An 18471-nucleotide genomic window follows, 5' to 3' on the forward strand; every position below is an offset into this window, starting at 1 on the left:
ACCTTTCGGTCACCGGTGTCCGGACATGATCGCACCACCCGCCCCAGATATCTACGTTCCGCTGACATTCATCACCGTGTGTGACGTCTAGGGGAATGCCTGGTTCAGTCGCTGTCATCCATGGACGGCGGCACCAGCGAATCGATCAGGCTGAGCAGGCGTTCGCGCTGCTCGGGAGGCAGGGCATCCAGCTTGCGCACATAAGCGGTTGCTTCCCCCGTTCCTGAACGCAAAGGGTCCACGCCGTGGAACTGCTGGCCGGCTGCGTCTTGGAGCCTCTCGATCGGAAGGCGGGCCGCTGACGCGAGGGCTGCCAGCTCCTCGTACACAGGTGGCGTGATCTTTTCCCCCCGCTCCAGTCGGTAGATCCAGCCGCGCGTGACTCGCACTTCGCTGACCGGATCAATTGCCCGGGAGGCAAAAGCGTCGAGGGACTCGCCCAGCTCGGCGCGGCGGGCGCGGATCAGGTCCGCGAGCTGCGTCCTGCGTTCAGGGTCGGGGGTCGTCTCGCCTGTGGGTCCGTGCGTAGCCGCCATGGGGGTCATCCTGCCACTCCTGCGCTCTCTGTGACTGAGGGGCTGTTCAGGGGTCATCGACGTCTTCCCGACGTACGGGCAGGTCAGATGTGCCGTTCATTCTGCACGCTGAATAAATTGTTCAACGCGCGGGGTCTACTCCGCTAGGTAGCGCGGAGTCATTGGCTGATTACAGTCGCGCGCCCCCCTCATTCAACGTGCTGGACAAACCGTTCAACGCATGGAATGCTCGCAGCCTGCCCGTTCAACGGGTTGAATGATCTATGCCGCGAGGTGAACGTGAGCGACGAGACCAACCCACCCACCATGTACGCGGTCGCCAGCAGCGACCGACTGAAGCTCCTGATGGAGCGCACCGGCACCGGTGAACCGATCACCAGCCGCGAACTCGCCGCCGAGGCCGGCGTGGCCCACGGAACCATCGGCGGCCTCATGTCCGGCGCGCAGCGCGTCGTCCCCGAGGACAAGGCGGAGGCCATAGCCACCGCTCTCGGCGTGCAGCTCCGCGTCCTCTGGGTCGAGGTCGAGCGGCAGGGCCGCGTCTTCATCCCGAAGCAGGCCGCCGTATGACCGCCCCGCTCCCGGCTCTCACGCCCGAGCAGGTCCTGGGCCTGCCCGCGATGCCCGCCGTGAAGCAGGCGTTCGCCGCGATGAACATCTCCGAGGGCACCGGCTACACGCTCATCCGCCAGGCCGAGTTCCCCATCGAGGTCCTCCAGTTCGGCCGCGCCAAGCGCGTGCGCAAGACCGAACTGCTCGCGTTCCTCGGCCTCACCCAGACCGCTGCTGCCGAGGTCCAGTCGGCAGCAGCCACGCACGCCGACGGCGCCCCCGGGGTCCAGCCGGAGACGCCGTCCGAGCAGTCCGCACCCACCCGCGCCAGCAAGTAGAGAACGGGGTCCGCTCATGGCCGAGCCTCCCACGGACGACGCATCGTCCACCACGCAGAACACCGGGTCCGCCCGCGCACTCGCGGCCATCGAGGCCGCCAAGCTCGTCGTCGGCGAGGACGTCGCCGAATGCCTCGACGCCGTCGGCGACCTGATCAGGATCACCGGCACCCCCGACGTCATCGAGCGTGTCATCGGCTTCCTGGCGCGCGAGAACCTGCGTGTATTCGCCGAGCAGCACCGCATCACGGTGCACGAGTCCCGCGCCGTCGCGGCCGACTTCCTCGACCGGGCTGTCCTCATCTGGACCGCCGACGGCGGCGGCATGGCGATCGTCCCGCCCGGCCAGCCGCCCGCGACCACCATCCTCCAGCTGCGCGAGCAGATCGCCGAGCGCGAGGAAGAGCAGCGGCTCGCCGCCAGCTTCCAGGACTCGGTCGCGGCCGGGCACGTCGAGGACGTCGAGGCCTGGCACGCGCGCACCGCCAAGGCGGCGTCGTGACCTCCCCCGCCGCGCCCGCCCGGGACACCCCGGGCGGCACGGCCGCCCCGCTGGGGATCGACGCCCTGCTGATCGTCGACATGGACAACTGCCGCGCGCGCTACGAGTGCTACCGCCCTGGCTGCCCGCAGCGCCGCGAGGGCCCCGTCTTCGGCGACGGCGTCCCGGAGTTCGCCCGCGCCATCAAGACCGAGCACCTCGCCCGGCACCACTACGGGGAGACGCGTTGACCGACTCACAGACCCCGGACCTCCGGGCGGCAGCAAGCGAGCTGCATGACGCCGGCCTGTGCGTCCTCCCCATCAAGGCCGACGGCACCAAGGCCCCCGCCTTGAAGTGGACGCCGTACAAGGTGAACAGGTCCACCCCGGAGGAGCACGACCAGTGGTTCACCGGCGACCGCCCACGGGGCATCGCCGTGGTCTACGGCGGTGTCTCGGGCAACGTCGAGATGCTGGAGTTCGAGGGTCTCGCCGTCCGGGAGAACGTCCTCACTGAGGTCACCGAGATCATGGAGGGCTCTGGGCTCGGTGACGTCTGGCAGGCCATCACTACCGGGTGGGCCAGCGAGTCGCCGTCGGGCGGCCTGCACTACCGCGTGCGAGTTGAGGACGGCGTCGCCGGCAACACCAAGCTGGCCAGCCGTCTGGCTCGCGAAGACGAGTACACCGCCGAGGAACGACAGCGTCTCGCCGAGAAGCCGAACAGCAAAATCGTCCGAGTTCTCATCGAGACGCGCGGCGAGGGCGGCTATGGACTGGTCGAACCGTCCGGCGGCCCGGTCCACGCCTCTGGTCGGCCCTACATCCGCCTCGCCGGCGGGCCTGCCACGATCCCCACGCTCGACGCCGAGACCCTCGACGCGGTGCACGCCATCTGCCGGATGGTCGACCAGATGCCGAGCGAGGAAAAGGCGAAGACGGCCCCGCGGCCGAAGCGCGAGTTGCCGGCCGGAACTGTGCGACCCGGCGAAGACTTCGAGGCCCGCACCGACTGGTCCGACATCATCGGTGGCGAGTTCGATCCGATCTTCACGCGCGGCACCACGACGTACTGGCGGCGCAAGGGTAAGAACCAGGGGATCTCGGCAACGACCGGCCACGCCGCGGACCGGGACCGGCTGTACGTCTTCACCACCTCGACCACGTTCGAGTCTGAGACGCCCTACGACAAGTTCGCTGCGTACACGCACCTGACGCAGGGCGGCACCAGCACCGAGCACTTCAGGCGCGCCGCCGCCGAGCTGCGCGGGCGCGGATTCGGCACCGACACCCGCCCGCTCAACCTCGTCTCCCAGCAGCCCCGGCACTTCAGCGACGGGTCCTCCGCGCTCGATGCCGATCACGCGCCCGACGAGAGCACCGGAGACGGGCCCGGCCTGCGGCTCGTCACCAGCACCCCAGAGCTGGACATCACCAACGAGGCCGACGCCCTCGACGGTGTCCTCGGGCTGATGGAACAGGGCTGTCTCCCCGACCTCTACGCCCGGTCCGGGGGGCCTACTTGGGTCCACCAGGACGACGAGGGCAACCCGACCATGCAGCAGCTCGGCACGGACAATCTCCGCGCGTACCTCGCCGAGCACGTGGCGACCTACACCGTTCGCCCCGACCCGCTCACGGAAGGCATGAAGCACGAGCGGGAGCTGCTCATGCCGAAGACCTGCTCGACGATCCTCGGCCGGCGGACGTGGCCGCTGCCTCGGCTGCGCGGGATCGTCACCTCTCCGGTAGTTCGCCCGGACGGGACCCTGCTCCGCGAGCCTGGCTACGACCGGGCCACCGGTCTCTATCTCCAGCCGCGCGTGCCGCTCCGCCGCCTCCAGCCCGAGGTCACGGACGCGAGCCTGGACAGAGCGAAGGCGATCGTCCTCGGTGACATGCTCGCGGACTTCCCGTGGCAGGAGCCTTCCGACCGGGCCCACTTCCTCGGCGCCCTGGTCACCCCGATCCTGCGCCCGCACTTCTACGGGCCGACCCCCATGTGGATCCTCACCGCGACCGCGCCGGGCTCCGGCAAGTCCCTGCTGAAAGACATCCTCAAGGCCGCGTACGGGATCGCTGAGACGGCCTGGCCCGAGAACGACACAGAGCTGAGGAAGTCGATCACGACGCAGCTCTACACCACCGGGCAGCCGGTCGTCGTCCTCGACAACCTGCCCAACGGGTACGTGCTGAAGAGCCCGGTCCTGTCCTCGCTGCTCACCGCCGAGCACTGGGGCGACCGAGTGCTCGGCTCCACCTCGTCCGTGACCATGCCGAACGACCGCGTCTGGATCGTCACCGGCAACGCGCTGCGCACCGGAGGTGACAACGGCCGACGCGTCCTGTGGGTACGCCTCGACCCCAACTGCCCCGACCCCGACCAGCGTGACGGCTTCCGCGTGGGAGACCTGCGCCCCTGGCTGCGGACCAACGCGTCCACCGTCGTAGCAGCGCTCGTCACCATGGTCCGGGCTTGGCTCGCCGCTGGAGCACCGACTCAGCGCATCCGGAAAGGCGACTACTCGGAATGGGCCTCCATGGTGGCCGGCCTGCTGGCCTACCTGGGCGTCGAAGGCTGGATGGCCGACCGGGACAACGCCATCGACCAGGACGACGAGCAGCTCGAATGGGGCGCGTTCCTGGAGTCCTGGCGAGAGAAGCTCGGCGACCAGCCGCAGACGACGAGCGCCGTCCTCGGCTCTGTCGCTGACCACGTCCCGCGCCACCCGAAGACCGGCGAGATGCCCACCCCGAATGTCCTGGGCGGGTGGCTGAAGAGCCGCGCCGGCCGGTACTTCGGCACGCACAAGGTGGTCAAGGTCTGGGACGCACACCGCCGGGCGAACGTCTGGCGTGTCGAGGTCCACGAACAGCGCGGCACCGGACGGCACGAGTCATGACGGCCGCCGAGCTCGACGCAGGGAGTGCAGGGACCTGGCAGGGACCCGTGCAGGGACTTTCGCAGGTCCCTGCACGGGGCCTGATCAGCACTGACGCAGGGACGCAGGGAGTTGCGGGGGGTTCTCGCCGCCCCCCTTACTGCGCGCGCGTCACTCATGCATCGCGCACCGCACAACGGCGAGCGAATTCGAAAACGATCTGCGGCTCTCCCACTGCGTTGGCGTTGGGCTATCTCCCTGCAACTCCCTGCCTCCCTGCAAAGCCCCAGTTCAGCCCGGCGCAGGGACCCGGCGCAGGTCCCTGCGTGCCTCCCTGCAACTCCCTGCGCTCCCTGCAAAACCCCAGCAACCGAGACGAGGTGACCATGTCCTTCACGCCCCGCCCCTACCAGCTCGACGCCATCGAGGCGCTCCGGCAGGGATGGGCCGCCGGCCAGAACCGTTTGGCCGTCGTCCTCCCGACCGGCGCCGGGAAAACCGTGGTGTTCTCCCACCTGGCCCACCAAATGCTCGACAGCCTCGGCGGGCGCCGCGCCCTCGTCATCGCCCACCGAGAGGAGCTCATCGAGCAGGCAGCGTCCAAGCTGCTCGCCGTGGACCCGATGCTGCGGGTCGGCATCGTCAAGGCCCAGCGCGACGACCACGCGGACGCCGACGTGATCGTGGCCAGCGTCCAGACCCTGGCCGTCGCCAAGCGCCGCGAGGCCATCAAGGACATCGGCCTGATCATCGTGGACGAATGCCACCACGCCGCGGCCCGCACCTACATGGAGGTCCTCCAGCACTTCGGCGCATGGGACGGCGTCCCGACGGCCGGCTTCACCGCCACCATGACCCGCACCGACGGCGGCCTTGCCGAGGTCTGGGAAGACGTCGTGTTCCGTCTCGACATCCTCGACATGATCAGCGACGGCTACCTGTGCGACGTCCGCGGCAAGGCCATCACGGTCGACACCCTCGACCTCAACCAGGTGAAAACCCGCGGCGGTGACCTGGTCGACGGCCAGCTCGGCAAGGCGCTGGAGGACTCGGGCGCGCTGGACGCGATCGCCAAGGCCTACGTCGACCACGCGGGCGACCGGGCCGGCGTCGTCTTCACGCCGACCGTGGCGACCGCGCGGGCCGCCGCCGAGTCGCTGCTCGCGGTCGGCATCACGGCGGCCCCGGTGTGGGGCGACATGGGACGTGACGAGCGCCGGGCCACCCTCGCCCGGTACGCCGCCGGCGAGGTGCAGGTGCTCACCAACTGCATGGTCCTCACGGAAGGGTTCGACGCCCCGCACACCAGCTGCATCGTGGTGGCCCGCCCGACCAAGAGCCCTGGGCTCTACGTCCAGATGGTCGGCCGAGGCCTGCGCCCGGCCCCCGGAAAGCGGGACGCTCTCCTGCTCGACGTTATGGGCGCCGCCTCCCGCCACAAGCTCGCGTCGATGGTCGACCTGACCGAGCGGGAGATCGGCGACGCCGAGGAAGGCAAGAGCCTGCGGCAGGTCGCAGAGGAGCACGTCGCCAGGGAGAAGCGCCGCACGCTCGCGGCGCAGGTGACCGCCGAAGAGATCAACCTCTTCGGTCAATCAGGGATCCGCTGGCTGCGGACCGAAGACGGCACGTGGTTCATCCGGCTCACCTCGGCGATGTTCCTCTTCCTGGTCCGCGACCCCGGCACCCGGATGTACCGGATGCGCCGGTGGACGCAGGCGGACGGTGTGCACCCGCCGAAGGACGACGTGGCCCGTCCGCTGCCGGAGGCCCTGGCGTGGCTGGAGCAGCAGGCCAGGGTGCTCGCCCCGGGCGCGTTCGTCTCCCGCGAGGCCCGGTGGCGCCGCGCCCAGCCCAGCGACAAGCAGTTCGGGCTGTGCCGCCGCCTCGGCATCAAGGTCCCGCGCGGCAGCAGCGCCGGGGACGTCGCCGACCTCATCGACCAGGACCGCGTCGGCCGCGTCCTGGGCCAGCTGCTTCTTCCCGCCGCGTAGCGGTCCGGGCCTGCCGTTAACAGGCCCGGACCTCCACCCATCACATCACGGAGGCCCCAATGTCCCTCACCTTCACCGACATCTTCTGCGGCGCCGGAGGCTCGTCGACCGGGCTCGTCGCCGCAGGCCTCGAACTCCGGCTCGCCGCGAACCACTGGCAGCGCGCCATCGAGACCCACGCCGCGAACCACACCGGCGCCGACCACCTGTGTGCCGACGTCAACAACTACGACATGCGGCGCCTGCCCTCGACCGACGTGCTGTGGGCGTCCCCGATCTGCACCGAGCTGAGCCCGGCCGGCGGCCGACGTCGCAAGACCAGCGCTGGCGCGGGACAGCTCGCCCTGGAGGAGTTCGGCGCGATCAGCTCCGGCGCGTTCGACCGCACCCGGGCCACGTTCTGGGACGTCATCCGCGCCACCGAGGTCCACCGCTACCGCGCGGTCCTGGTCGAGAACGTCATGGAGGCCGCGGACTGGGAGCTGTTCGACGTCTGGCTCGCCGGGATGCGCACCCTCGGCTACAACATTCAGTTCGTCTCGCTGTCCTCCGCGCACGCCGGGGACGACAGCAACCAGGCCGCCCCACAGTGGCGGGACCGGATCTACATCGTCTGCACCCGCGAGGGCATCCCGCTGCCGGACGTGCAGCCGCGACCGACCGCCTGGTGCCCGACGTGTGAGGAGACCGTCACCGCGTTCCAGTCGTGGAAGAAGGACGGTCGCAAGCTGGGCAAGTACGGCCAGCAGTACGTGTACCGCTGCCCCAACGGGCCGCGCTGCCGTCACACGGTCGTCGAGCCGTACGTCCGCCCGGCCGCGAGCATCATCGACTGGTCCAACCTCGGCGTCCGCATCGGCGACCGGGACGCGCACGGGCTGCGCCCCCTCGCCGGGAACACGGTCACCCGGATCCGTAAGGGCCTCGACCTGCTCGGCGACCGCCGGATGGTCCTCACCGTGAACCACTCCGGCCACGACGGTCGGGCCTTCCCCGCGGACGCCGGCCCGCTGCCCGCGCGGACGGCGAAGATCGGCGACGCGATCCTCGTTCCCACGGGCGGCACGTGGAACACCACGGCGACCAGTACCGCCGAGCCGATGCGGACCCGCATGGCCAACCCGAAGGGGTTCGAGGCCCTGGTCACCCCGCCGCCGGCCGACGACTCGTTCATCGTGACCCTGCGCCGCAACTCCAGCGCCCGCCCGGTGTCCGAACCCGTCGACACCGTCACCGGGCAGGGACGGCACCACTGGCTCGTCATCCCCTACCGCAACGCCGCGACCAAGACCACGGGCGAGCCCCTTCACACCCTGGGCACGGTCGACTCCGCGGGCATCGCCTCCCCCGCGCCCGCGCTGGAGGACTGCCACTACCGGATGATCCAGCCGCGCGAGCAGCTGCTCGCCCAGCGCTTCCCCGAGGACTACATCGTCCTGGGCACCAAGGGCGAGCAGACGATGCAGGCCGGGAACGCGGTCTCGTGCAATGTCGCCCAGTGGCTCGGCAAGCGCGTCGCGGCGGTCCTGTGATGGCCCACCGTCCGCCCCTCGGCGTCTCCAGCGTCTGGCAGGCCGTCATGGAGCCCGCCGACTACCAGTGCCAGTGCACCGGTGGGCTCTGCGGGTCCACACACTCCAAGACCGGCCTGCGCTGCCTCAACACGGCCACCCACGGGCGCCTGATCGTCGCCCCCACTGACCTGACCCTGTCGGCCGTCGCCGCGGCAGCCGTGCCCACCGAGCAGCTGCGCGCCTGGTGCTCGGGCTGCCACGCGAAGGCCCAGAAGCGGCAGCTGGACAACCAGCGGGAGCAACAGCGCCAGGCCGCCGACGAACCCCTGTCCCTGTTCTGACCACGTCGGCCGCTCCGCAACACGGCTGCGGGGCGGCCTCCCACCCATCACACCAGGGAGGAACCAATGGCAGCGAACAACCACACCTGCTTGACCATCGAGTGCGACGTCTGCGGCCAGGACTACGCCCCCGACGACTACACGATCCACTTCCGCGACCTCGCCGAGGCCCGCGACGTCGCCAGCCGATCGGGCTGGACCGTCACCGCCGACCGGCAGGCCATCTGCGCCCTGGGCGACGCCGACCACCAGGCCGCCATCCACGCCCTGCTGCCGCCCGAGCCCATCACCCAGTGCACCGGCCAACTCGACCTCGACGGAAGGACGGAGGTCTGACCCATGACCCGCCTCGCCCACACGCTGTGCGCCATCTACGGCGCCACCGCCCTGTTCCTCGCCTACGCCACCGTCCAACAGGCCCTGTACGGCGCTCTGTGGGCGGTCGGTGCCCTCTCCGTGAGCTCGCTCGTCCCGCTCATCGCGCTCGTCCGCGAGATCGTGCACAGCGACACCATGCTGGCCGCCCGAGCCATGGTCGACAGCGCGCACGACGCCCTCGACCACGTGGCCCGGCCCTCGCTGCCCCGCAGGACCCCCGGCGCCGAGATCACCGTTGCTGACGCCCTGGCCGCGGCCTGCTGCGAGGTCTGGTGGGCAACCGCCGGCGCCGAACACGACCCGGCCACCTGCTCCAAGAAGGGCAGCAGCGCATGAGCAAGCGCAGGCACACCGCGAGCACCATCACCGACGACGCCCTCGACAAGTTGTACGCCAACGCGACCGCGGGCTGGCGCCGCGGTGACGAGTGGAAGGCACGCGCCGAGGCCGCCGAGGCAGCAGTCGAGAGGGTGCGCCAGATCCACAACCACGGCACCCGTACGGACACCTGCAACGACTGCGGGCAACCCTGGCCGTGCGAAGTCATCCGCGCGCTCGCCGCTTCCGAGGAGAACAGCAGCAAGTGAACTGCGAACTGTGCGGCGAGCCCGGCGAGGCGTACCTGTGCGAGCGTGACACCCGCCGCCTCGCCGGGCGCCTCGCCGTCCTGCCCGAGCTCGCCCGCGAGCTGGCCATGCACCTCGTGCCCGCCCGCACCGGCCCGGCCGAGCACGTCTCGGCCGCCCCGGGCGGCTCGCGCCCGCCGATCAGCCTGGCCGTGTTCGACGAGCTGCACGGCAACCGGGCGGGCGAGGTCCTGCACTCCTGGCGCGTAGACGTCCAGCGGGAGCGCTGGCCGCATCACGCCCCGCCGCCCCCGGCCGGGCTGCCCGCAGACTGCCGGTGGCTGTCGATGGAGCTGGGATGGATCGCCGCCGAGTACCCGGCGGCCGGCGAGCTGGCGCGCGAGGTGCGCGATCTGGAGGCTCAGCTCCGGTCGCTCGTCGGGGACCCGGTGCCGCGGCCGCAGCGGCTCGGCCTGTGCGTCGCCGTGACCGACGACAAGGGCACGGTGTGCGGGGCGGTGCTGTCACGGCTGCCCGGCCAGCCGGTGCGCTGCCGGTGGTGCCGGACCGAGTACCGGACCGAGACGGATCTGCTGCTGCTCGCCCACTACCAGCCGCGGGAGTCGGCGTGACACCCGTTGCCGCATGGGGGGTTGTGCAAAACCCCCCATGCGGTATGCTTCTGGAGGTGGACACACTCCCATGGCGGGACCGTCTCCGCACGGAAGACGAGCTGCTGGAACAGCTCAACGACCAGGCGGAACGGGCCCGCAGACGACGAGCGCAAGCTCTGAAGGACGGGGTCAGCGAACTCGGCAGCGTCTACGCGCTGGCGAAGGACCTGGGCCTGAGTCAGACCGCCGTGTCCAACGCGGTCAAGAAGTACACAACCGAATAGACGACAGCGAGGGCCGGACAGCAGCTCTCCCGGTGCTGGAACACCGAGGAGGCGCGCGCGCCGCCCGACCCTCTACCGCACATCCTGATCAGAGCAGGAGTCGGCATGACCGATCATTTCGCGCGCCCCGCCGGGGCCGCAAGTTCCGCACGCGTCGCCGAGCTGCACGCTCTCTGTGACGCCGACTACGCCAAGGGGCAGAGCGAGCGCGCCACGCCGCGACTCTCCCCGTCCTACGCCCCCGCCGCCACGCCGGCGGCCGAGCCGAGCGACCTCGATGTCGCCATCCGCGTCGCCCAGCAGCTGCTCGACAGCGACAGCGTCCTCTCCCTCCAGGAGTCGCTGCGCCTGCTGCTCCGCGCACTCGGCGCCGAGCCCGCCCGACGACCGCTCGCCCCGCAGCCGCCCGCCCGCCGCTGCCCTGCCGCCCACCTTGAGGACCCCACCCCCTGCGTGGGCCCGGTCGCCGTGGTGATCCTCGACCGACAGAACGGCGGCGCCCGGGGCTGCGAGCACCACGGCGCTCGCCTGCTCGCCTCCCTCGACGGCGGACGCGTCTACCCCCTCCCCGACGCCCCGCCCGGTACCGCCATCCGCGTCTTCAAAGCCGCCGCCGACACCCGCCCCTTCGCCTGGGTCGGTGAGCGTCGATGACCACCCGTAACCTCACCAAGGGCCAGGCCATCGTGCTCGGCGCGGCCGCCGTCGCCATGGTCGTCGTCGGCGCCGTCGGCGCGGCCGGCACTTACTCCAACGCCGTCGGTGCCTTCCACCGGCAGGCGACCGCCGCCGGCGTCGTTGCCGCGGGCGAGGGCCTGACCCTGATCCTCGCCCTCATCATGCTCGGGCGGACCATGCTCGGCATGGCATCCCCGGCCGTGGTCCGCGGCGGCATGTGGCTCGCCCCGCTGTCCGCGAGCTGCATCGGCCTGTCCATCGCCAGCAACCCACGCGAGGCCGCCGTGTACGCGGTCACCCCGCTCGCCATGTCCGGCGCAGCCGAAGGCCTCGGCCTCATCGCGCGCAGTGTCGTCGTCTACCGCACAGGCGTGGACGCCGAGGTGCAGCGGCGCAACGCCGACGCGGCCCGCCAGCTCGCCTACCACCGGGCGGTCGCCGCCGGGCACCCGGACGAGCGGAAGAAGAAGCGAGCGGTGCGCAGCTACTGGAGGCTCGCCCGGCACGTCGGCGTCGGCGACTCCAACCTCGGCGCCGCCCTCGTCGACGTCCAGCGCGGACGCATCACCGACGGCGCCGATGCGGCCCTCGCATCCATGTACGGCGCCACCACACCGGCCGCCGTCGAACCTCCCGCCGTCCACCCCCGGTCCATGTCCGCCACCGAGGTGCTGCGCGTCCGCTTCGCCGAGATGGACCCTGCGGATGCGATCCGGTTCGCCGCAGCTGGGCGACCGGATGCGGCCCCGGCCGACCTCGCCGCAATCCTCGGCGCCTACGACGTCCACGTGGACCCCGTCGCCGTCGCCCTGGTCCTCGGCACCCAGCCCCCCGAGTACACCGTCGACCGACCGGATACGCCCGCGCATCACCAGGTCACAGCGCTGCCCGCCGTGAATCTCCAGGGCGCGGTCGAGGAAGCCGCGGCCGCGCTCGGCGAGACCGCATCACCCCGCGCGATCGCCGAGCACCTTGAGCAGAACCGGCGTCTGGTTGTCGACGAGCCGTACATCCGCACCGCCCTCTCCCGGGCCGCAAAGAGGCCGCAGCCCGAGGCGCCGGCCAAGCCGATGGAGGGCGGATACGCATGATGCGCCTGATCTTCGGTGCGGTCCTCGGGCTGCTCGCCACTTGCTCGCCCCTGCTCGCCCTGCTCCTGGCCGTAGTCACCCAGCCCGCCGTCATCGCGTTCGCCGCCGGCGTCCTGCTGTGGCCGCGCATCGCCCGCACCGTGCGGAGGTGGGCCCAGTGACCGAGCTCAACCCGCTCGCCAAGGCCGAGGCCGCCGTCGCCGAGGCCGCCACGAACACCGACGTCATCCGGCTCGCGCTCGCCGCGGTCGAACTGGCCAAGACCGCCCAGCAGCAGCCGCAGCCCGCCTGCCAGCACCAGCAGCAGGCCCGGGAGTTCGACACCCGGAAGTGGCTGACGATCGGCGGCCTGGCCGTGGTCGGCGGATGCGTCGCCTGCTTCCTCGCCGCCGCGTTCGCCCTCGTCGCCGTGGCCGTGGCCGTCGGCGGGACCTGCGCGACCGCCTGCCTGCTCGTCCTGCGCTCCATGTGGCGCGACTACTCCAAGGGCCGCTGACCTGCCCTTCCGTCCCGCATGGCCACGGCCGTGCGGGAGCGGTAGGGCCGGACAGCCCGGCCCACGACCAGGAGGACCACATGCACCGCGCCTACGTCACCAGCGCTGGCCGAGGCTCGTACACCTGGGCCTGTTCCTGCGGGCGCCCGGGTGGCAACTACGGCAGCCGCCTCGCCGCGCAGGCCGCCGCTGACAAGCACGAAGGGAAGAAGTGATGGCCGCTACCAGCCAGGACCCGCACAGCGTCGGGGAGATCGTCCGCGTCGTCGTCCTCGGCGCCCGCATCGCCCGCCGCGAGGCCAAGGGCAAGTCCACCAAGGCCCTTGAGCGCCGGGCGGACGCCATCCGCGTCAAGGCGCAGGCCCGCGAGGACGCCCGCCGCGCGAGCCGCAAGAAGTAGCTGCACCCCGGGGGCGGCGTCCTACCGCCAAGCATGGCGCCGTCCCCGGGCCCCGGACCGCCCAACGAACGACCGGAGAGACCAAGCATGACTGACACCCTCATCCCCGCCGCGGCCGACGAGGCCGTGCAGGCCGTCGACCTGGACGCGCCGCCGCCCGTCGTCCCCGTCGACAACCCCAAGCTCCCCGACCCCGGCGTCACCACCGAGAAGCGGCGCCCGGTCGTCGCCCCGTGGTTGCGCTCCCGCGGTGACCTGCTCGCCACCATCGAGCGCGCCGCCGGCCACGCCGGATACGCCACCGCCTACCACGGGCTCCGCGCCCCCTGGTACGCCACGCAGCTCGCCCTCATGGCACCCCGCGGCACCGCCCGCCTGGTCACCGGCACGGCCCGGTGGGTGTGGGACCGCGAGGCCGCCCCGCTGCGGGACTTCGCTGTGCGCAGCGAGGACGTCGAGGAGTACATGCGCCTGGCCCGTCTGCGCTCCGGCCGCGTCCGCCTGCGCGGCCTGGTCACCGTCGTGGCCTGCGTGTTCGGCCTCGGCTTCGCCCTGTGGCTGTACGTCGTGGCCCCCGCCTACCTGTACGTCTTCGCCGCTGGCGGGGTGCTGACGCTCGGCTACTTCGGCCAGCAGCCCGACGCCCCGGTCATCGGCCCGGCCGTGATGCGCACCGAGCTCCAGAAGCTCACCGGCACGATCGTGCTGCGCGCCCTCGACGCGATCGGCAACGCCAAGATCTCCGCCGCCATCAAGCGCGGCGGCGACATGAACGGTATGCGCTTCACCAGCGAGATCACCCGCGACGGCCCCGGCTACCGCGCCGACCTCGACCTGCCGTATGGCGTCGTCCCCGAGGACGTCATGGAGGAGCGCCAGGCCCTCGCCTCCGGTCTGCGCCGCAAGCTCGGCTGCGTCTGGCCGTCCGGCGACCCCACCGAGCACGAAGGCCGCCTGATCCTGTGGGTCGGCGACAAGCCCATGAACGAGACCACCAAGCCGCCGTGGCCCCTGCTGAAGGAGGGCGAGGTCGACCTGTTCAAGCCGGTCGTCTTCGGCAACGACCAGCGGATGAGGGACATCGTCGTCTGCCTCATGTTCGTGTCCGTCGTCATCGGCTCCGTCCCCCGCATGGGTAAGACGTTCCTGCTCCGCCTGCTGCTCCTTATCGCCTCCCTCGACCCGCGGGCCTGGATCCTGGCCTTCGACTTCAAGGGCACCGGCGACCTCGGCCCCCTCGAACCCGTCTGCCACCGCTACCGCTCCGGCGAGGAAGACGAGGACCTGGAGTACGTCCTGCACGCCATGCGCGAGCTCAAGGACGAGCTCCGCCGCCGCGCCAAGGTCATCCGGTCCCTGCCCAAGTCCCGCTGCCCCGAGTCGAAGGTCACTCCGGCGCTGGCCAGCGACAAGAGCCTCGGCCTGCACCCGATCGTCGTCGGCTTCGACGAGTGCCAGGTCCCCTTCGAGCATGAGAAGTACGGTGCCGAGCTGGAGTCCATCTGCACCGACATCGCCAAGCGCGGCCCGGCCCTCGGCATCATCGGCATCTTCGCCACCCAGCGCCCCGACGCCAAGAGCCTCCCGCCCGGCATCAGCGCCAACGCCATCCTGCGCTTCTGCCTGAAGGTCATGAGCCACACCGCGAACGACATGGTCCTCGGCACCGGCGCCTACAAGGCCGGCATCCGCGCCACCATGTTCTCCCGCTCCGACCGCGGCATCTGCTGGATGTCCGGCGAGGGCGACGACCCCGTCATCGCCGCATCCGCGTTCGTCGACGGCCCGGCCGCCGAGGGCGTCGTCGCCCGCGCCCGCGAGTTGCGCGAGGCCTACGGCAACGTCACCGGCCACGCGATCGGCCAGGGCCCCAGTGAGAGCCGCGGCATGGACGTCCTCGGCGACGTCGCCAAGGTGTTCCGGGCGGACGAGGAGCAGCTGTGGTGCGAGCGGATCGCCGCCCGCCTCGCCGAGTCGTGGCCCGACGTCTACGGCGAGTGGACCACCGCGTCCGTCGCCCCGTCGCTGAAGCCGTGGGGCGTCGCCACCGCCGATGTGTGGGCCACCGGGGAGGACGGCAAGGGCACCACCAAGCGCGGTATCAAGCGCGCCGACGTCGCCGCCGCTGTCACCCGCCGGGCCGCCGATCGCGTCGCCGCGTAGCCCCAGGAACGACCGCTAGGCCTAGCACCCCACCCTGCTAGGCCTAGCACCTCCGCTAGCACCAGAAACCGCCCCTGACCTGTGACCTAGCGTCTAGCAGCAGGGGCCCCGGGAAACGGGAAACACCCAGGATTCGAGGGGGACAGACACCCATGTGGCTTGCGATGGCAGCCCTCATGCTCTGGCTCGGCGGCTACGCCGTGGCCTGCGCGGTACGACCGTTCGCGCCCTGCCGCCGCTGCCGCGGAACCGGCGAGACCACCCTGTTCGGGAAGCACCGAACGTGCCCGCGGTGCCGTGGCCGCAAGCTCCGGCTGCGCCTCGGCCGGCGCGCCCACAACGCCTGGCGACGCACCCACGAAGCCGGGACCCGCTGACCGCGAGAGGATGACCCCCATGGACGAACTGGTGCAGTGGCTCGTTGAGCAGCTGGACGAAGACGAGCGGATCGCGAAGGCAGCCGCTGAGGACGTCGGAGTACCGGAATGGACCGGCTCCGACGAGTCCGGTCACGCCTGGCGCTACCAACACGGAGGCGTCTGGGGCGACCACGACGGCCTGTGCTCGGACGCCCCGGAAGTCGTCGCGACCAATTACAAAACCCTTCAGCGGCACATCGCCAGCCACGACCCTGCTCGGGTGCTGCAGGAGATCGACGCAAAGCGGCGGATCATCGCCGAGCACGACATCAACGGCCGGCAGCTCGGGGACCACATGGACTGCCAGTCCTACGACTTCCCCTGTCTCACGCTGCGCCTGCTGGCTCTGCCCTACGCGGACCGGCCCAGCTACCGCGACGAGTGGCGGCCGTAGGCATTATGGAGGCATGGAGTCGCAGATCATCCGCCCCGGCTACCTGACCGCCCACCAAGTCGCCAGCGTCCTCGGCGTCGGCCTCCCTGCCGTGCGCAAGCTGGTCGAACGCGGCCAGCTTGCGCACGCCGGCGGCAGCGTCGGACAGCCCTGGTACGACGCCAAGGCCGTTGCCGCCCTCGCCGCCAAGCGGCTGTCCCGCAAGGCCGCTTGACCTGCGATCAAGCGAGTGTCACGCTTTCCGCGTACAGCCATGCCCGCACACGGGCATCACAGACACCCGAGGCCCCGCCACTGGCGGGGCCTTTGTCGTACCCGGGAGGCGCCCATGCCCACCCAGACCGAGGCGCCCCGCAGCGCCGCCGAGGCCGCCCACCAGCTCGCCCAGACCGGCGCGCACGTGCACTTCGTCTCCGACGGCCACAGCATCTGCCTCCGCGGCAGCTGCGGCCCCGCACCCCTGGCCCTCCCCGCCGCCACGCAGGAGCGGGCGCGCCTGACCCGGCTCTCCCTCGCCGTCGGCATCATCCGGCTCTGACCGGACCCCACACGCGCGGCGGCCCCCGGTGACCTGACACCGGGCGCCGCCGCGACAACGCCCGCCGCCCGGCCGGGCCTGGCGAGGCCCTGCGGAACACGGGCCGCATCACCGGGCGGCGGACTCCGATCGTCACAACCCGACCACACGACTTCCACCAGTCCCCCGCAAGGCGGATGATGCCCCCTCAGCCACACGTCCTTGGGGGGACCATGAACACCCGCACCGCGGCCTGCCTCGCCCTGCTCGCCCTCGCCGCCCTCACCGGCTGTAGCAGCGGAGGCGACGACAAGCCGGAACCGCCCGCCAGCACGGCAGCCACCGTCACCCAGACCGTGGACCAAGCAGCCGCCCGCGCGGCATGCGTCAGCGCCTGGGCCGACGTCATCCAGACCAACCCCGACGCCGGCGTCGAAGACGAGCCCGGCGCCTGCGACGGCCTCCCGGAAGACGACCGTCTCGACCGGTACATGGAAGGTCTCCAGCAGCGCAACCAGGCCAACCGCGACAAGGTCGCCGACTGCCTCGCCGATCCTTCGTGCACGTCCCTTCCCGTGCCGTAGACCCGAGGAGGCGCCCGTGGCCGGCAACCCCCGCAACGGGCGCCCCTACCGCCGCCTCTGCGACCACCAGCGCGCCCTCGGCCTGCCCTGCTGGTGGTGCGGCAAGCCCATCCGCTACGACATCACCGGCCCACTCGCTGGCCGTCACCGCGACGCCTTCACCCTCGACCACGCCGTCCCACTCAGCCGCGGCGGCAACCTCCTCGACCCCGCCAACGCCCGCTCAGCGCACCGCAAGTGCAACAGCGCCCGAGGCAACCGCACCGACCACAAGCGCCAGCCAGTGCGCGCGTCACGGAGGTGGTGACCACGGACGCCGAGGAACTTCCAGACCGTTGCTGCGGCTGCGTTGGGAAACATTGCTGCACTCACGGTGAGGCACCGTGCTCTACGTCGTGACCGGTCCGCCGGCCGCAGGCAAGTCCAGCTGGATCGAGGCGCGAGCCAGGCCCACCGACATCGTCATCGACCTCGACCGCATCACCCAGGCCCTGATGGGCCCTGGCGCGCCCGCATGGTCGCAGCACCCCGTCGCCATGAAGGTGGCGCACCGCGCCCGGTACGCCGCCATCGACGAGGCCGTCAAGCACGTCGACGAGGTCGACGTCTACCTGATCCACACCATGCCCAGTGCCAAGTGGCTGGCCAGGTACCGGCGGCACGGTGCCGAGGTGGTCGCGGTGGACCCAGGCAGAGACATCGTGATGCAGCGCGTCAAGGACATGCGCGCGCCAGGACTACAGGCTGTGGCGACGCGCTGGTACGCACAGCAGGCCAAGCAGCGCAGCGAACACAGAGTCACGCGCCAGGCTTCACGCACCTGGTGACTCGCCGCCCCGGCAGCCATGCCACCGGGCGTCGATCACTCGGTGAGGGTGGCTGGCGCCGGTCGCCGGTCGGCCGGCCGATGGAGTCGCGCAGGGTGAGGGTGAGCACTCGGCCGGGCCGCGAGGCTGGTCGGAGCGCGATCGGACCCCGAGGGAGGGGGGCCCGACCTCATCGTGGATCCGCCCTTCCCGGGCGACCCAAACGCCCTTGTCGCCCGGTTTTTTGCGCGGCCAAATCGAGTCGCTATTCACCGCGAACTCAGTTGGGTCGAATTAGTGGACCGTCACCCTCTGTGATGTCACGCTGAGTGAGGGGCGGTGGTGATCATGACTGTCGCCGACAAGATCGCCGAGGAGCTTGACGCTCTTCACGCCGAAGAGACGTCGCCCGGAATGGCGGCCGTCGTCCTCGACCTCGCC

General features: G+C 71.1%; 28 protein-coding genes. 27 read left to right on the forward strand and 1 reads right to left on the reverse strand.

From position 1 onward, the window contains the following. Positions 1–104: 104 nt before the first annotated feature. Entirely contained in the window at positions 105–545 is a 441-nt protein-coding gene (locus ABT085_RS25810; protein ID WP_351612424.1) for a helix-turn-helix domain-containing protein, read from the reverse strand. 270 nt (positions 546–815) lie between these two features. On the opposite strand from ABT085_RS25810, the gene ABT085_RS25815 reads away from it, so the two are divergent. From ABT085_RS25815 to ABT085_RS25945, 27 genes are all read left to right on the forward strand, one after another. After that, on the forward strand, positions 816–1106 hold the full coding sequence (locus ABT085_RS25815) for a helix-turn-helix domain-containing protein (RefSeq protein ID WP_351612427.1): 291 nt from the start codon (positions 816–818) through the stop codon (positions 1104–1106). After that, positions 1103–1426, forward strand: a complete 324-nt coding sequence (locus ABT085_RS25820; RefSeq protein WP_351612430.1) for a hypothetical protein — start codon at positions 1103–1105, stop codon at positions 1424–1426. The genes ABT085_RS25815 and ABT085_RS25820 overlap by 4 nt, the downstream gene beginning before the upstream one ends. Positions 1427–1442: 16 nt before the next feature. Further along, positions 1443–1928, forward strand: coding sequence for a hypothetical protein (locus ABT085_RS25825; RefSeq protein WP_351612433.1), 486 nt, complete (start codon positions 1443–1445; stop codon positions 1926–1928). Then, positions 1925–2158 (forward strand): hypothetical protein, encoded by a 234-nt coding sequence (locus ABT085_RS25830; RefSeq protein ID WP_351612436.1) that lies wholly within the window; start codon positions 1925–1927, stop codon positions 2156–2158. Before ABT085_RS25825 ends, ABT085_RS25830 begins: the two co-directional genes overlap by 4 nt. Further along, positions 2155–4812, forward strand: coding sequence for a bifunctional DNA primase/polymerase (locus tag ABT085_RS25835; RefSeq protein WP_351612439.1), 2658 nt, complete (start codon positions 2155–2157; stop codon positions 4810–4812). The genes ABT085_RS25830 and ABT085_RS25835 overlap by 4 nt, the downstream gene beginning before the upstream one ends. Positions 4813–5177: 365 nt before the next feature. Further along, the gene (locus tag ABT085_RS25840) at positions 5178–6785 is read left to right on the forward strand and encodes a DEAD/DEAH box helicase (RefSeq protein ID WP_351612441.1); all 1608 of its coding nucleotides are present in this window, start codon (positions 5178–5180) and stop codon (positions 6783–6785) included. A 59-nt stretch (positions 6786–6844) separates the two neighbouring features. Further along, positions 6845–8317 carry a DNA cytosine methyltransferase gene (locus ABT085_RS25845; RefSeq protein WP_351612443.1) on the forward strand — a complete coding sequence of 491 codons (1473 nt, stop codon included), beginning with the start codon at positions 6845–6847 and terminating at the stop codon, positions 8315–8317. Beyond that, positions 8317–8640 (forward strand): hypothetical protein, encoded by a 324-nt coding sequence (locus ABT085_RS25850; RefSeq protein WP_351612446.1) that lies wholly within the window; start codon positions 8317–8319, stop codon positions 8638–8640. The genes ABT085_RS25845 and ABT085_RS25850 overlap by 1 nt, the downstream gene beginning before the upstream one ends. A 66-nt stretch (positions 8641–8706) precedes the next feature. Next, positions 8707–8976, forward strand: coding sequence for a hypothetical protein (locus ABT085_RS25855; RefSeq protein WP_351612453.1), 270 nt, complete (start codon positions 8707–8709; stop codon positions 8974–8976). A gap of 3 nt (positions 8977–8979) precedes the next feature. After that, positions 8980–9354 carry a hypothetical protein gene (locus tag ABT085_RS25860; RefSeq protein WP_351612457.1) on the forward strand — a complete coding sequence of 125 codons (375 nt, stop codon included), beginning with the start codon at positions 8980–8982 and terminating at the stop codon, positions 9352–9354. Then, positions 9351–9605 carry a hypothetical protein gene (locus tag ABT085_RS25865; RefSeq protein WP_351612459.1) on the forward strand — a complete coding sequence of 85 codons (255 nt, stop codon included), beginning with the start codon at positions 9351–9353 and terminating at the stop codon, positions 9603–9605. Before ABT085_RS25860 ends, ABT085_RS25865 begins: the two co-directional genes overlap by 4 nt. Beyond that, the gene (locus ABT085_RS25870; RefSeq protein ID WP_351612462.1) at positions 9602–10216 is read left to right on the forward strand and encodes a hypothetical protein; all 615 of its coding nucleotides are present in this window, start codon (positions 9602–9604) and stop codon (positions 10214–10216) included. The genes ABT085_RS25865 and ABT085_RS25870 overlap by 4 nt, the downstream gene beginning before the upstream one ends. Before the next feature lie 56 nt (positions 10217–10272). Next, a complete protein-coding gene (locus ABT085_RS25875) occupies positions 10273–10482 on the forward strand; it encodes a hypothetical protein (protein WP_351612465.1) in 210 nt (69 codons plus the stop codon). Positions 10483–10587: 105 nt separating this feature from the next. Beyond that, a complete protein-coding gene (locus ABT085_RS25880) occupies positions 10588–11136 on the forward strand; it encodes a hypothetical protein (RefSeq protein ID WP_351612468.1) in 549 nt (182 codons plus the stop codon). Continuing rightward, the gene (locus ABT085_RS25885; protein ID WP_351612471.1) at positions 11133–12251 is read left to right on the forward strand and encodes a hypothetical protein; all 1119 of its coding nucleotides are present in this window, start codon (positions 11133–11135) and stop codon (positions 12249–12251) included. Before ABT085_RS25880 ends, ABT085_RS25885 begins: the two co-directional genes overlap by 4 nt. Next, positions 12248–12412 carry a hypothetical protein gene (locus ABT085_RS25890; protein WP_351612473.1) on the forward strand — a complete coding sequence of 55 codons (165 nt, stop codon included), beginning with the start codon at positions 12248–12250 and terminating at the stop codon, positions 12410–12412. The genes ABT085_RS25885 and ABT085_RS25890 overlap by 4 nt, the downstream gene beginning before the upstream one ends. Further along, complete coding sequence (locus tag ABT085_RS25895) at positions 12409–12747, forward strand: hypothetical protein (protein ID WP_351612476.1); 339 nt, start codon at positions 12409–12411, stop codon at positions 12745–12747. The genes ABT085_RS25890 and ABT085_RS25895 overlap by 4 nt, the downstream gene beginning before the upstream one ends. Before the next feature lie 80 nt (positions 12748–12827). Continuing rightward, complete coding sequence (locus ABT085_RS25900) at positions 12828–12962, forward strand: hypothetical protein (protein WP_351612478.1); 135 nt, start codon at positions 12828–12830, stop codon at positions 12960–12962. After that, positions 12962–13147 (forward strand): hypothetical protein, encoded by a 186-nt coding sequence (locus ABT085_RS25905; RefSeq protein ID WP_351612481.1) that lies wholly within the window; start codon positions 12962–12964, stop codon positions 13145–13147. Before ABT085_RS25900 ends, ABT085_RS25905 begins: the two co-directional genes overlap by 1 nt. A gap of 87 nt (positions 13148–13234) precedes the next feature. Then, positions 13235–15310 carry a cell division protein FtsK gene (locus tag ABT085_RS25910; protein ID WP_351612484.1) on the forward strand — a complete coding sequence of 692 codons (2076 nt, stop codon included), beginning with the start codon at positions 13235–13237 and terminating at the stop codon, positions 15308–15310. A 164-nt stretch (positions 15311–15474) separates the two neighbouring features. Further along, a complete protein-coding gene (locus tag ABT085_RS25915; RefSeq protein ID WP_351612486.1) occupies positions 15475–15687 on the forward strand; it encodes a hypothetical protein in 213 nt (70 codons plus the stop codon). A 19-nt stretch (positions 15688–15706) separates the two neighbouring features. Then, complete coding sequence (locus ABT085_RS25920) at positions 15707–16123, forward strand: DUF6221 family protein (protein ID WP_351612489.1); 417 nt, start codon at positions 15707–15709, stop codon at positions 16121–16123. Positions 16124–16136: 13 nt separating this feature from the next. Next, positions 16137–16337: a helix-turn-helix domain-containing protein gene (locus ABT085_RS25925; RefSeq protein WP_351612492.1), complete on the forward strand. Its 201-nt coding sequence runs from the start codon at positions 16137–16139 to the stop codon at positions 16335–16337. 114 nt (positions 16338–16451) lie between these two features. Continuing rightward, positions 16452–16661, forward strand: a complete 210-nt coding sequence (locus ABT085_RS25930; RefSeq protein WP_351612495.1) for a hypothetical protein — start codon at positions 16452–16454, stop codon at positions 16659–16661. A gap of 212 nt (positions 16662–16873) precedes the next feature. After that, on the forward strand, positions 16874–17224 hold the full coding sequence (locus ABT085_RS25935; protein WP_351612497.1) for a hypothetical protein: 351 nt from the start codon (positions 16874–16876) through the stop codon (positions 17222–17224). A gap of 16 nt (positions 17225–17240) precedes the next feature. Further along, positions 17241–17531 carry an HNH endonuclease gene (locus ABT085_RS25940; protein WP_351612503.1) on the forward strand — a complete coding sequence of 97 codons (291 nt, stop codon included), beginning with the start codon at positions 17241–17243 and terminating at the stop codon, positions 17529–17531. A 76-nt stretch (positions 17532–17607) separates the two neighbouring features. After that, complete coding sequence (locus ABT085_RS25945; protein ID WP_351612506.1) at positions 17608–18051, forward strand: hypothetical protein; 444 nt, start codon at positions 17608–17610, stop codon at positions 18049–18051. The last annotated feature ends 420 nt before the right edge of the window (positions 18052–18471 follow it).

It is taken from the genome of Streptomyces sp. NPDC002265 (genome assembly GCF_040296125.1).
Taxonomy (GTDB): Bacteria; Actinomycetota; Actinomycetes; order Streptomycetales; family Streptomycetaceae; genus Streptomyces.